Here is a 12952-nt window from a genome sequence, read left to right as displayed (position 1 = left end):
CGCCACGCCCTCCGCGCCGCCGTCCACCTCGGATGGTTCCCGCTCGCTCACCACGCCCTCCTCCCGCTCGGTCACAGTGCCTCTTCCCGCTCGTTCACAGCGCTGCCGCAGATCGCGACCGCGGGGCCCGCAAACCCGGCTCACTCCTCGCGCTCACGACGCCTCCCCGAAGGCCACGTCGCTCGCGAGCACGGCCGCGCCGGCGACGCCGGCCCGCGGGCCGAGTTCGGAGAGGACGACAGGCAGGTTGCCGGTGGCCAGCGGCAGCGACCGGCGGTAGACCACGCTGCGGATCTCGGCGAGCAGAATGTGCCCGAGCTGGGCGAGCCCGCCGCCGATCACGATCATCGACGGGTTGGTGAAGCTCACCAGCCCGGCCAGTACGCCGCCGACCCGCCGGCCGCCGTCCCGGATCAGCTGGATGCAGGTCACGTCCCCCTCGACCGCGCCCTCGGCGACGTCGAGGGCGGTCACCATGCCGTGTGCGGCCATCCGCTCGGCGAGCGCCGGCGACATGCCGCTGCGCGCCGCGACGGTCGCGTCCTTGGCCAGGGCGGCACCGCTGAACAGCGCCTCCAGGCAGCCCGCGTTGCCGCAGGAGCACATCGGGCCGTGCGGGTCGACCTGGATGTGGCCGATGTCGCCGGCGCAGCCGTCGGTGCCCCGGTAGACCTCGCCGCTGAGATAGATGCCGCAGCCGATGCCGGTGCCGATCTTGACGAAGAGGAAGTCGTCCACCGAGTGGGCGACTCCGCCGTGCCGCTCGCCGATCGCCATGATGTTGACGTCGTTGTCGACCACCGCCGGGCAGCCGTGCTCCCGGGTGAGCAGCTCACGCACCGGGTGGCGGTCCCAGCCCGGCATGATCGGTGGCGACACCGGCACGCCGTCGCGGAAGCTGACCGGCCCGGGAACGCCCACGCCGACCGCGTCCAGCCGCTCGTACGCGCCGTCCACCTTGGCCTTGTGCAGCAGCTCGTTGACCCGTTGCAGGGTCGCCTTCGGGCCGGAGCGGATGTCGGCCGGCTCCGCGTACGCCGCGACCGGCTCCAGCCGGCCGTTGACCACCTCGACGTCGATGGAGCTGGCGCCCAGGTCGACGGCGGCGAAGCGCAGGTGTGGGCTGAGCTCCACCAGGGTGGAGCGGCGTCCGCCCCGGGAGGCGGCCAACCCGGCCTCGGCGACGTAGCCGAGAGCGACCAGCCGCTCCAGCTCGGCCAACAGCCGGGGGCGGGGCATCTGCAACCGGTCGCCCAGCTCGGCCCGGGAGACCGCGCCCTCGTCGCGCAGCAACCGCAGGAGGCGGACGTGCAGCGGGTCTTCCGTCCGCACCGGGACTCACCTCCGCATCGCGGGTCTTTCACATCGACGCCACGTCGATGTGTTGTGTCCGACACAGTAGGAGCGTTCCGCGCTACATGTCCAGAGCTTCAGCCAATCTGACTCCAACTTTTGTCCGAACGAACAAAAGCTAATAGTGGATCAAGGAAAGCCTCCGGCCAGACGAACGCCTCCGACCTCCTGCTGCGCGCCGTTCCGGTCCTCGGGACACGACGAGAGAGTGGCCGCCCGGGCGGGCGGCCACTCTCTCGGGAAACCTGCGTCTCCCCCTCGCTCAGCGGCGGCGGTCGGCGGAGTTCCGCTTCTTCCGGAGCTTGCGGTCGTCGCGCAGCTCGACGTACGGCTCTTCGTCGGCCGAGTGGCCCGCCGCGATGGCCCGGCTGCGCTCCAGCTCGGCGTCGAACTCCGCGCCGAGCAGGATCGCGATGTTGGTCAACCAGAGCCAGACCAAGAAGATGATCACGCCGGCCACCGCGCCGTACGTCTTGTTGTACGAGCCGAAGTTCGAGACGTAGACGGCGAAGAGCCCGGAGACCACCAACCAGATCACCACCGCCAGCACCCCACCGGGGCTGACCCAGCGGAACCCGCCGTGCCGGGCGTTCGGCGAGGCCCAGTAGAGGATGGCGAACATCAGGCTGACCAGGACCAGGAGCACCGGCCACTTGGCGATGTTCCAGATCGTCACTGCGGTCGACCCCAGGCCGATCGCGTCCCCCACCTGCTCCGCCAGGCGCCCGGTGAAGACCACGATCACCGCGCTGACCAGCAGCATCACGCCGATCACCGCGGTCACGCCGACCCGGATCGGCAGCGTCTTCCAGATCGGCCGCCCCTCCGGCACGTCGTAGATGGCGTTGGAGGCGCGCATGAAGGCCGCGATGTAGCCGGAGGCGGACCAGAAGGCACCGAGCAGACCGAGCACCGCCGCCACGCTCGCCAGCCCGCCGGACTTCTGCGCCTGCCCGATCGCGTCCACGATGATCGTCTGGATGTTGCCCTCAGGTACCGCCTGGTTGACGGTGTCGGTGACGCCCTTGGTGACGTCCGGCCCGAGCAGGCCGAGGATCGAGATCAGCACCAGCAGGCCGGGGAAGATCGAGAGCACCCCGTAGTAGGTCAGCGCGGCCGCCCAGTCCGTCAGGTTGTCGTCCTGGAACTCCCGGACCGTCCGGCGCAGCGCCGCCTTCCACCCGGTGCCGGGCAGCGCCGTGGGGCTCTGCGGGCCCTCGTCGGGCCCGACCGGCCCCCGGTCCCGGCCCGGCTGGCCACCGGTGTGGGAGCGCTCGTCGGCCGGTTCCCCGGCCGACCGGGCACCGGCGTCCCCGCGGGGACGCCCACCCCGGGCGGAAGACTCGTCGGCGGCCATTCGCCCCTCCTCGTTGTCGGCGATGCCCTCAGGACATGCCCCGACGAAGCAGCGGGTAACCACCTACTTGTAGAGCAGCCGGCCCATCCGCCTTGAGGCCACCACCAGCCCCAGCGCCATCACCACGACCAGGTAGAACACGTCGAGCAACCAGGACCAACCGGCGGTGCCGAGCGAGACGCCCCGGATCAGGTGCACCGCCCGGTAGAGCGGGGTCACCTCGACCAGCCAGCGCAGCACGGCCGGGTAGGCCTCGGCGGGGACGAAGGTGCCGGAGAAGAGGAAGAGGGTGAACTGGGCGGAGCCCATCAGGTCGAAGTCCTGCCAGCTGCGCATGAATGTGGAGAGCGCCATGCCGAGCGCGCCGAAGGCGAAGCCGACCAGCACCGCGGCCGGGAACGCGGTCGCCGCTCTCGCGACGGTGGTCAGGTCGAGCGACGCCATCACCACCAGGAACGCGGCGGAGTAGGCGCTGCCGCGTAACATCGCCCAGCCCAACTCGCCGAGCGCGATCTCGAACGGCTGCACGGGGGTCGCTATGACCCCGTCGTACAGCTTCATGTACTTCATCTTTCCGAAGAAGTTGAAAGTGGTCTCGGCGAGCGCGCCGGTCATCGCCGACGAGGCGAGCATCGCCGGGGCGACGAACGCCGCGTAGCTGACCACCTGGCCGCCGGGCAGCGTGAGGTCGCCGACCAGCCCACCGACACCCACCCCGATGGAGAAGAGGTAGAGCAGCGGCTCGACGAAGCCGGAGATGAGCAGCAGCCAGTAGACCGACTTCAGCGCCGCGACGTTGCGCTCGGCCACCGAGACCGACCGCCGGGACGCGGCGGAGACGTCGACCAGCCGGGGCAGGACCAGACTGACCACAGCGAACCCTTCCTAGACGACGAGCCGGCGGCGGAAGACCGCGCGGGCCAGCAGCCACCCGCCCAGCGCCCAGGCCGCGAGGTAGAGCAGGTGCCCGGCGACCGACCACTGCGGAGCGACGCCGAGGGTCGCCGCCCGACACAGGTCGACGGCGTGCCAGAGCGGCGTCGCGTAGGCCAGCCAGCGCAGCGCCTCGGGCAGGCTCTCGACCGGGAAGAAGACGCCGGCGAAGAGCGACATCGGGATGACCGCGAAGCGGAACAGCATGGCCAGCCAGCTGTCGCTGGACACCGCGGCGCTGTAGGCGAAGGTGGGCGCGGCGACGGCCAGCCCGAGCAGCGCCACCACCGGCACGACCGCCACCGCCCAGGGCGACCGGAGCGCGCCGAACAGCCCGGTGATCAGCAGGAACGCGGCGATGGTGGTGAGCACCCGGAACAGCACGTAGAGCAGGTGCCCGGCCAGGATGTCGCCGACCCGCAGCGGGGCCGCGCTCTGCGCGAAGTAGGTCTTGATCCATTGAAAGTTGCTGAACACCGGCCAGGTCGAGTCGCCGATGGCCACCTGCAACGCGGTCGAGGCGATCAGCCCGGGCACCAGCCAGTCGAGGTAGGGCACCCCACCGACGCCCTGGTCGATGTAGGCGCCGACGCCGACCCCGAAGCCGAGCACGGTCAGCACCGGCAGCAGGAACGAGGAGAAGACACCGGCCCGCCAGGTGCGCCGGTAGCCGACCAGGAAGTAGTGGAGCACGGCCAGCGCGGGCACCCGGGGCAGCGCAGGCCGGACCCGACCCGCCGACGGCGTCACGCCCACCACGATCACCACCCTGACTCGCCGTCCGCTCGCTGCGACCTTCCTACCCCCGGGGTACGACAGGCCCGAGCCACCCTACGACCACCCGGTGCGGGTGTCGCGGCAGTTTCCGCTCCGGCCGCGCTGACGGAAGCGGCAGCTGCCCGTTCCGGTGGACAGCCTTAATCTACATAGGTAGCCTTGTTCCCGTGGAACCGCTCGGACGGATCGGCGGCGCGACCGTCGACGTGCTGCGCGTGCTGCTCGACAGCGAGCAGCCGCGCTGGGGTCTGGAGATCATCAAGTTGACCGGCCGCCCCTCCGGCAGCGTCTACCCCCTGCTGGAACGGCTGGAGCGGCACGGCTGGGTGACCTCCACCTGGGAGGCGGAGACCGAGCGGCGGGGGCCCCGGCGCCGGATGTACCAGCTCACCGCCGAGGGCGCCGGTGAAGCGCGCCGGGTCTGCGCCCGAGCGACCGCGGGGCGCGCCACGCTCCGGCCCACCCGCCCCCGGGAGGCCTGATGAATCGGCTGGCCGCGGCCCTCGTCCGCTGCGCGGCGGCGCTCCTGCCCGACGCGGGGCAGCGGGCGCGCCACCTCGAACAGTGGCTGGCCGACGTGCGCGACGCCGCCGAACTCGACCTGTCACCGGTGCGGATCGCGGCGGGAATCGTCGTCGCCGCCGCCCGGATCGCCATCACCACCCGGAAGGAGCCGTCCATGCTTCCCATCGGCCCGCTCGCCCTCGCCCTGCGCCTCGTCGGCGGTCCCACCGCCCGCCGCCGCGCCGTCGCTCTCGCCGCCCTGTCCACGATGGCCGTGCTGGCCGGCGTCGGGGTGTTGCTCGTCCAGTGAAGGCTGGCCGCCCACTACCGCGCCGCGCTCGCCGAAGCCCGGTCGGTGGCTGGTGCGGCCCGGTTCAGCCGCGGGCCGCCCGAGCCAACGCCCGGAGCGCGTAGCCGAGCAGCAGCACGCCGGTGCCGGTGCCCACCACCAGACCCGCCGACACCCCCGTCGCCAGCCCCGTCAACAGCCCCGCCAGCGCGACCGCGCAGATCGCCACCCCGAGCGGGCGCAGCAGCGGGTCGCCCAGCAGCGGGGCGAGCGGGAAGAAGTGCAGCCCCACCACGGCGCAGACGAGCACCGGGACGAACTCCGACCAGCCGGCGGCGGCCAGCGCCACGGCACCCAGCCCGGCGAGGGCGAACTCGGCGACGACGATCAGCAGGTAGCGACGGCCCGCCGCCCGGTCACGCGGCCCGGTTTCCGCGCCCCGGGACCGGGCTGTGACGATCCCTCCGCCGACGGCGGTGAGCAGGGCGGCCACGCTGCCGGCCAGCAGTGCGCCGCGCAGCGGCTGCTCCGCGGCCGGCACGCTGAACCAGACGGTGGCGAAGATGCCGAGATAGAGCGCACCGAGCCCGTCCTGACGCCGCAACCGACCCTCCACAACAGACACCCGAACCCCCGCTCGCCCTGCCCGGGCCACCGGCGGCCGGGACTCCGGGATGCTACGCCCCGGCCGGCCGCCGGACGGTGCGGCGTCTCAGTCGACCAGCGTGCGGCCGGTGAGGTGCAGGAAGACGTCCTCCAGACTGCTGCGCCGGACCAGCACGTTGGCCGGGGTGAGGCCTCGGGCCTGCACCTCGACCAGCGCCGCGTCGCCGTCGGAGACGTAGAGCAGGATCCGGTCGGGCAGCACCTCGACCCGCTCCCCCAGCCCGCTGAGCTTGCCGGCGAACGCCTCCTGCGACTCGGCGGCGAAGCGCAGCTCCACCACCTCGCGGGTGGAGTGCAGCTCGATCAGCGACCGGGGCGACCCCTCGGCGACGATTCGGCCGCCGTCCATCACCACCAGCCGGTCGCAGAGCTGCTCGGCCTCGTCCATGTAGTGGGTGGTCAGCACCAGCGTCACACCCTGTTGCTTGAGCCGGAAGAGCCGTTCCCAGACCAGGTGCCGGGCCTGCGGATCGAGCCCGGTGGTCGGCTCGTCGAGCAGCACGATCTCGGGCTCGTTGACCAGCGCGCGGGCGATGGTGAGCCGGCGCTTCATGCCGCCGGAGAGCGGCTCGACCTTGCTGTCGGCCCGCTCGGCGAGCTGGACGAAGTCGAGCAGCTCAGTGGCCCGCTCCCGGGCCACCCGGCGGGAGATGCCGAAGTAGCGGGCGTAGGTGGTGAGGTTCTCGCGGACGGTGAGCTCGGGGTCGAGATTGTCCAGCTGTGGGCAGACCCCGAGCCGGGCCCGGATCGCCGGCCCGTCACGAACCGGATCCATGCCGAGGATGCGCAGCTCGCCACCGGTGGGCGGCGAGGTGCAGCCGACCATCCGCATGGTGGAGGACTTGCCGGCGCCGTTGGGGCCGAGGAAACCGAACGCCTCGCCCGGCTGCACGTCGACGTCGATGCCGTCGACGGCGGTGAAGTCGCCGAACCGCTTCACCAGCCCTCGGGCCCGGATGAGTGGTTGAGCAGTGGTCACCGCCCGACCCTAGCCACCGGGTCCGACAGCTCCACCCCATTTATCCCCGCCGCGCCGCCCCCGCCGGCAGCGCATTGACGTGTATCGTCCCTTCGTGTCGCCCACCCGTTCCCCCGACGGCTCGCCGCCGAAGCCGCGTCCGGACGGCTCGACCGGTGCCGGAACCGGCCCGGACGACGCCGGGGCAGCCCCGCGACCAGCGCCCGCGCCCACCGCGGAGACCGTCACCGCACACGCCGGCGACCCATCCGATCCGACCGCCGGCCCACCTTCGGCGACCGCGCCCGAGACCACCGCCGCACCCGCCGACAACCCGCCCGGCCGCACCGCACCGGCGACTCGTGCCAGCCCCGAAAGGGAAGCCGCCGACGAGCCGGACGCCACCGCGACCCGCGACGACCCGCCGCCCGCACTGGAGCGATCCCTCGACACGGCGGGCCCGGCCAGCCGGACCGTCGACGACGGGGCGACCCGTTCCGGCGCGCCGGCCGGGGTGCCCGAGCTGGCCGCGCAGTTCGAGGACGAGAAGCCCGGCCGGGTGTTGGCCGGGCCGATCGGCCTGCTGTTCGGCGGGATGGCGCTGGCGGTGGGCGCGCTCGCCCTCTGGCAGGTGTTCCGGCCGTTGCCGCAGGGCAGCAAGTACTACCTGATCATCTTCCTGGCCGGGATCCTGCCGCTGGTCTTCCTCGCCTACCCGGCCGATCTGCGGCTCCGACGACGCCACGCACCCCGGCCCGTGGCGGCCCGGACGCGGCCCAGCGTGGCCGACTGGGCGCTGGCCCTGCTGGCGCTGGCCGCCTGCCTCTATCCGGTGCTGCCGCTGTCGCTCGGCTCCGGTGGCGGCGGTTACGACGCCTTCCTCGACCGGCAGGGCCTGCTCGCGCCGGTCGACCTGGTCATGGGCACGGTGCTGCTGCTGTTGCTGCTGGAGGCGTGCCGGCGGACCACCGGCTGGGTCCTGCCCGCGGTCTGCCTGCTCTTCCTCGGCTACGGCTACTACGGTGGGCTGCTGCCGCAGTCCTGGCCGGTGGCCCACGCGGGGCTCGACTTCAGCCAACTGGTCGACGCCTTCTACAACTCCGACAGCGGTTTCTACGGCACCCCGCTCGACGTCGCCGCCTCGTACATCGTGCTCTTCACCATCTACGGCGCGGTGCTCGACCTCTCCGGCGCCGGCCGGTTCTTCGTGACGCTCTCCACCGCCGCGTTCCGCCGCTCGCGCACCGCCGCCGGGCGCACCGCGGTCGCCTCCGGGTTCCTGCTCGGCACCGTCTCCGGCTCCGGGGCCGCGACCACCGTGAGCATCGGCGCGGTCACCTGGCCGATCCTGCGACGGGCCGGCTACCCCCCGGAGCGGGCCGGCGGCATGCTGGCCGCGGCCGGCGTCGGCGCGATCCTCTCGCCGCCCACCCTGGGCGCGGCGGCGTTCATCATCGCCGAGTACCTGGGCGTCTCCTACCTGCAGGTGCTCGGCTGGGCGACCGTGCCGACCATCCTCTACTACCTCGGCATCCTGCTCTCCGTGGAGATCGACGCCCGGCGTTCCGGCGTACGGCCGGTGCTGCTCGACGCCGTCTCGCCGTGGCGGCTGCTGGCCCGGTTCGGCTACCACTTCGCCTCGCTGCTCGTCATCATCGCGCTGCTCGCGGTGGGCGTCTCGGCGACCCGGGCGGTGGTCCTCGCCACGGCCCTGGCGGCCGTGCTCTCCTTCCTGGACCGCGCCCACCGGCTCACCCCGTTGCGGGCGCTGACCGCCCTGGTCACCGGCGTGCGCGGGGTGCTGGCCGTGGCCGCCGTCTGCGCCGCCGCCGGAATCATCACGGCGACCACCACCAAGACGGGCCTCGGCCCGCAGGCCGCCGCGCTGCTCGTGGACGGTGCCCAGGCGGTCACCTCGGACCCGACCCTGGTGCTGATGCTGACCGCGGTGCTCGCCGCCGTCGCGCTCAGCCTGCTGGGGCTCGCCGTGCCGGTCACCGCCTCGTTCGTGATCGGTTGGGTGATCATCGGACCGGCCCTGATCGACCTGGGGGTGGCGACCCCGGCGGCGGCGATGTTCGTCTTCTACTTCGCGGCGCTCTCCGAGGTGTCCCCACCGACCGCGCTCGCCGCCGTCGCCGCCGCCGCGGTGACCGGCGGGCGGCTGGTGCCGACCATGTGGCAGACCCTGCGCTACGCGCTGCCGGCGTACCTGACCCCGATCGCCTTCGTGATCACGCCCGCCGGGCTCGGGCTGCTCGGCATCGGCGGCCCGCAACGGATCGTCCTCGCCGGCACGGTCATCGCGCTCAGTGTCGCCGTGCTCGCCGTGGCGGCGGGCGGCTGGCTGCCCGGGGTGGGCCCGGCCGGGGTGCCGGAACGCCTGCTCGCCGCGCTCGCCGGGGTGACCCTGCTCTGGCTCGAACCCGTGCCCGTGGCGGTCGGCCTCGCGTTGGCCGCGCTCGCGGTGACGGGGGTGTTCGTACGACGCGGATCCGCCGGCCGGACCGGCGGGCCGCGGGCCGGATCACCGGCGGAGCTCAGGGAGGTAGGACAGTGAGCGGGATCAAGCTTCGGCTCGGCGCCGGCGTCGGCGTGCTCGCCCTCGTCGCCGCGGGCACGGTGGGCTGCGGTGGCAAACAAGGCGGCGCGGCCCGCGACGACACCGCCAGCGAGGTCACCTGCGAGGTGACCCGGGACACCCGGGTCGGCATCGCGACCGGCAACGCGACGGGCGTCTACTACGTGGTCGGCAACGCCCTGGCCGGCCAACTCTCCGGCGCCACCGGCGGCAGGCTGACCGGCACCGCCGCCGAGACCGGCGCTTCGGTGCAGAACGTCGAGCAGCTGGTCGCCGGCCAGTACGACGTCGCCTTCTCACTCTTCGACACCGCCGTCAACGCGGTGCAGGGCAAGGGCAGCTTCACCGCCGCCCAGCCGGTCGAGGCACTGGCCCGGATCTACGACAACTACACCCAGGTGGTCGTACGCAACGACGCGGGCATCGCCTCGGTCGCCGACATGAAGGGCAAGCGGATCTCCACCGGCTCGCCCAAGTCCGGCACCGAGGTGATCGCCAACCGGCTGTTCGAGGCGGCCGGCCTCGACCCGGCCAAGGACGTCCAGGCGCAGCGGCTCGACCTCACCAAGACGGTCGAGGGGATGAAGGACGGCAGCATCGACGGCTTCTTCTGGTCCGGCGGGCTGCCCACCGGCGGGGTGACCGACCTGTTCACCACGGCCGGCGACCAGGTGCGGTTCCTCGACGTCACGCCGCTGCTGCCGAAGATGGCCGAGCTGAACCCGGCCTACCAGGCGGGCACCATCGGTCGGGACGCGTACCGCACGGCGGCCGACACCCCGACCATCGTGGTGCCGAACGTGCTGCTGGTGCGCAAGGATCTCGACGCCGACGTCGCCTGCGCCATCACCCGGACGGTGTTCGAGAAGAAGGACGCGCTGGCCCAGGCGAACCCGGCGGCCAAGGGCATCAGCCTGGAGAACGCCCGCCGGACCGACCCGGTGCCGCTGCACCGCGGCGCGGACAAGGCCCTGGCGGACCTCGGGGCGCGCTGAGCGAACTCGGGCGGGCCGCTCCCGCCGGTCGACGGTCGGGCGTCGCCCCGGCCGGTCAGATGTCGGCGGGAGCGGTCGCGGCCTTCGCGGTGGCGACCAGCCGGTCGGTCTCGGCGATGAGCTCGGCGTCGTCCACCGGGCTGCCCGGGTCGTAGCGGACCGTCCAGGTCAGGCCGTCCACTCCGGACACGCGACGGGCGGCGATCCGGCCGGCGCCGCCGGGCATCGAGTGGTGCTGGGTGTACGCGACCGAGCGGGTGACCCGGGCCCGCACCTGGTGCGGCAGGTCACCCGGGTCGAGCAGCAGGTAGGTCTCCGCGGGACAGTCGGCGACGACCAGGTAGCCGTCCCGCTCGGCGACCCGCTCGGCCGGGGTGACGGTCAGCTCCCGCCCGGACCAGACCGCCTTGAGCAGGTCGTGCCAGCCCAGCCGGTGCCCCCGACCGGGCAGCCAGAGCCCGAGGTTGCTGGCCACCAGCACGCCGTCGCCCTCGCCGTTGCCGGCCGCCGCCCAGGCCAGCACCCGTTCGTCGGGGGCCAGTGGCGGCCGGTCGGCCGGGGGCAGCTTGGGCCGGCGGTTGAACAGTCCCATCTAGAGCCCTCCCGCGGCCTGTTCCCGCAGCGCCCGGGCGTGCTGCTCCAACGACAGCAGCTCGCCGAAGAGCGCGAAGTATTCGTCCTTGTTGTTGACCGGGTTGATCCGCTGGATGCGCGACTTGAGATCACGGATCCGGCCGGTCACCGAACCCCACTGCACCCGGGCCATGGTCACCGAGACGTACCGCGGATCCGGGTCGCCGTCGATCCGCAACGGCTCGACGGCCAGCTCACCGACGAGGGCCTGGGCGGCGAGATCGGGGCAGACGTCGCGGACCGACTCGATCCACACCGCGCCGCCGGTGGCCGCCGCGGCTCCGCCGGCCGCCGCGATCGCCTCGCGCACCGCCACGTGCACCGGGTGCCGGTACTCCGCCGCCTCGACCGCGTCGAACATCGGCCCGGCCAGCACCGGCTGCTGGAGGGCCAGCTTCAGCGCCTCCCGCTCGACCATCGACTGAGGGCTCTCCACCGCCGGCTCGGCGACCGCGACGGACCGGGCGGCGACCGGGGCGGGCGCCTCCCGGCCGGCGGGAGCCGACGCGGCGGCCAGCACCGCCCGCTGCACCGGCTCGATCTCCATGCCGAGGTCGCCGGCGAGCTTGCGGACGTACTCCGGGCGCTTCTCCCGGTCCTTGAGCTTGGCCACCAGCGGCGCGGCCCGGCGCATCGCCTCGACCCGGCCGTCGACGGTGTCCAGGTCGTAGCGGCTGATCATGTGCCGCAGCGCGAAGTCGACGAGCGGCTCGCGGCGGGCGACCAGGTCACGGACGGCGAGGTCGCCCTTGGCCAGTCGCAGCTCGCACGGGTCCATGTTGTCGGGGCTGACCGCGATGAAGGTACGCCCGACGAAGCGCTGGTCGTCGTCGAAGGCGCGCAGCGCGGCCTTCTGCCCGGCGGCGTCGCCGTCGAAGGTGAAGATGATCTCGCCGGCCACCGCGTCGGTGTCGAGCAGCAGCCGGCGCAGCACCCCGATGTGGTCGGCGCCGAAGGCGGTGCCGCAGGTGGCCACGGCCGTCGTCACCCCGGCCAGGTGGCAGGCCATCACGTCGGTGTAGCCCTCGACCACGACCACCTTGCCCTGCTTGGCGATCTCCCGCTTTGCCTGGTCGATGCCGTAGAGGACGTGTGACTTCTTGTAGATCGGGGTCTCGGGGGTGTTGAGGTATTTCGGGCCGTCGTCGTCGTCGAAGAGCTTGCGGGCGCCGAAGCCGATCACGTCGCCGGTGAGGTCGCGGATCGGCCAGAGCAGCCGCCGGCGGAACCGGTCGATCAGCGAACCCGACCGGGCCGGGCGGGACAGCCCGGCGGTGACCAACTCGTCGTGGGTGAAGCCCTGCTGGCGCAGGTGCTTGGTGAGCAGATCCCAGGCCTCGGGGGCGAAGCCGCAGCCGTAGCGCTCGGCGGCCGCCCGGTCGAAGCCGCGCTGCGCGAGGAACTCGCGGGCCGGCCGGGCGCCGGCGGTGGTGAGCTGGGACCGGTAGAACTCGACCGCGGCGGCGTGCGCGGCGACCAGCCGCTGCCGCTGCCCCTGCTGGGGGCGGCTACGCGGGGCCGGGGTGTCGCCCTCCACGTAACGCAGCTGGATACCGGCGCGGGCGGCGAGCCGTTCGACCGACTCGACGAAGCTCAGGTGGTCGGCGTCCATCAGGAACTTGATGGCGTCGCCGCCGGCCCCGCAGCCGAAGCAGTACCAGACGTTGCGCGCCGGAGAGACGTTGAACGAGGGGCTCTTCTCGTCGTGGAACGGGCAGAGCCCCTTGAGGTTGCCGCCACCGGCGGACTTCAGGGTCACCGTCTCGGAGATGACGTCCGCGATCGAGGTGCGCTCGCGGACCAGCGCGATGTCCTCGTCCCGGATCCGGCCAGCCATGGATGCACCCCCTCGGCCTACATCCTGCCCTGCCGGGCCGACGATCCGCCGCCGGGGGCGCGCCGGGTG

Annotated in this window: 12 protein-coding genes; 4 read left to right on the top strand and 8 right to left on the bottom strand. The window is 73.0% G+C overall.

Going from position 1 to position 12952, the window contains the following annotated elements; genetic code table 11:
* Positions 1–153 precede the first annotated feature (153 nt).
* The 4 genes from ACIBBA_RS28810 to ACIBBA_RS28795 form a co-directional block, all read right to left on the bottom strand.
* Positions 154–1332 (bottom strand): ROK family protein, encoded by a 1179-nt coding sequence (locus ACIBBA_RS28810; protein WP_350874059.1) that lies wholly within the window; start codon positions 1330–1332, stop codon positions 154–156.
* Between the two features lie 283 nt (positions 1333–1615).
* Positions 1616–2710 (bottom strand): YihY/virulence factor BrkB family protein, encoded by a 1095-nt coding sequence (locus ACIBBA_RS28805; RefSeq protein WP_396701309.1) that lies wholly within the window; start codon positions 2708–2710, stop codon positions 1616–1618.
* Positions 2711–2773: 63 nt separating this feature from the next.
* Positions 2774–3583 (bottom strand): ABC transporter permease, encoded by an 810-nt coding sequence (locus ACIBBA_RS28800; RefSeq protein ID WP_396701307.1) that lies wholly within the window; start codon positions 3581–3583, stop codon positions 2774–2776.
* A gap of 12 nt (positions 3584–3595) precedes the next feature.
* Entirely contained in the window at positions 3596–4393 is a 798-nt protein-coding gene (locus ACIBBA_RS28795) for an ABC transporter permease (RefSeq protein WP_396701336.1), read from the bottom strand.
* Positions 4394–4587: 194 nt separating this feature from the next.
* Here ACIBBA_RS28795 and ACIBBA_RS28790 point away from each other — a divergent pair, with 194 nt between their 5' ends.
* A complete protein-coding gene (locus ACIBBA_RS28790) occupies positions 4588–4902 on the top strand; it encodes a PadR family transcriptional regulator (protein WP_396701305.1) in 315 nt (104 codons plus the stop codon).
* A complete protein-coding gene (locus ACIBBA_RS28785; RefSeq protein ID WP_396701303.1) occupies positions 4902–5234 on the top strand; it encodes a hypothetical protein in 333 nt (110 codons plus the stop codon). The genes ACIBBA_RS28790 and ACIBBA_RS28785 overlap by 1 nt, the downstream gene beginning before the upstream one ends.
* 64 nt (positions 5235–5298) lie before the next feature.
* Here the strand turns inward: ACIBBA_RS28785 and ACIBBA_RS28780 are convergent, their stop codons facing one another.
* Complete coding sequence (locus tag ACIBBA_RS28780) at positions 5299–5838, bottom strand: hypothetical protein (RefSeq protein ID WP_396701301.1); 540 nt, start codon at positions 5836–5838, stop codon at positions 5299–5301.
* An 87-nt stretch (positions 5839–5925) separates the two neighbouring features.
* Complete coding sequence (locus ACIBBA_RS28775; RefSeq protein ID WP_396701299.1) at positions 5926–6858, bottom strand: ABC transporter ATP-binding protein; 933 nt, start codon at positions 6856–6858, stop codon at positions 5926–5928.
* A gap of 94 nt (positions 6859–6952) precedes the next feature.
* Here ACIBBA_RS28775 and ACIBBA_RS28770 point away from each other — a divergent pair, with 94 nt between their 5' ends.
* Both ACIBBA_RS28770 and ACIBBA_RS28765 read left to right on the top strand, forming a co-directional pair.
* On the top strand, positions 6953–9397 hold the full coding sequence (locus tag ACIBBA_RS28770; protein WP_396701297.1) for a TRAP transporter fused permease subunit: 2445 nt from the start codon (positions 6953–6955) through the stop codon (positions 9395–9397).
* Positions 9394–10413, top strand: a complete 1020-nt coding sequence (locus ACIBBA_RS28765; RefSeq protein ID WP_396701295.1) for a TAXI family TRAP transporter solute-binding subunit — start codon at positions 9394–9396, stop codon at positions 10411–10413. Before ACIBBA_RS28770 ends, ACIBBA_RS28765 begins: the two co-directional genes overlap by 4 nt.
* Positions 10414–10468: 55 nt before the next feature.
* Here the strand turns inward: ACIBBA_RS28765 and ACIBBA_RS28760 are convergent, their stop codons facing one another.
* Both ACIBBA_RS28760 and dnaG read right to left on the bottom strand, forming a co-directional pair.
* Positions 10469–11005, bottom strand: coding sequence for a hypothetical protein (locus ACIBBA_RS28760; protein ID WP_396701293.1), 537 nt, complete (start codon positions 11003–11005; stop codon positions 10469–10471).
* Entirely contained in the window at positions 11006–12883 is a 1878-nt protein-coding gene (gene dnaG, locus ACIBBA_RS28755; RefSeq protein ID WP_396701291.1) for a DNA primase, read from the bottom strand.
* Positions 12884–12952 lie beyond the last annotated feature (69 nt).

Origin of the sequence: Micromonospora sp. NPDC051006, from assembly GCF_044456245.1 — a bacterium.
Classification (GTDB): Bacteria; Actinomycetota; Actinomycetes; order Mycobacteriales; family Micromonosporaceae; genus Micromonospora.
Note: the sequence above shows the minus strand (reverse complement) of the source record. Positions and strands in the feature narration are given on the sequence as shown.

Excerpts from the sequence above, each read along its gene's own strand:
- ACIBBA_RS28805 (WP_396701309.1), bottom strand. The coding sequence starts at position 2,710 with ATGGCCGCCGACGAGTCTTCCGCCCGGGGTGGGCGTCCCCGCGGGGAC.
- ACIBBA_RS28785 (WP_396701303.1), top strand. The coding sequence starts at position 4,902 with ATGAATCGGCTGGCCGCGGCCCTCGTCCGCTGCGCGGCGGCGCTCCTG.
- ACIBBA_RS28760 (WP_396701293.1), bottom strand. The coding sequence starts at position 11,005 with ATGGGACTGTTCAACCGCCGGCCCAAGCTGCCCCCGGCCGACCGGCCG.
- dnaG (WP_396701291.1), bottom strand. The coding sequence starts at position 12,883 with ATGGCTGGCCGGATCCGGGACGAGGACATCGCGCTGGTCCGCGAGCGC.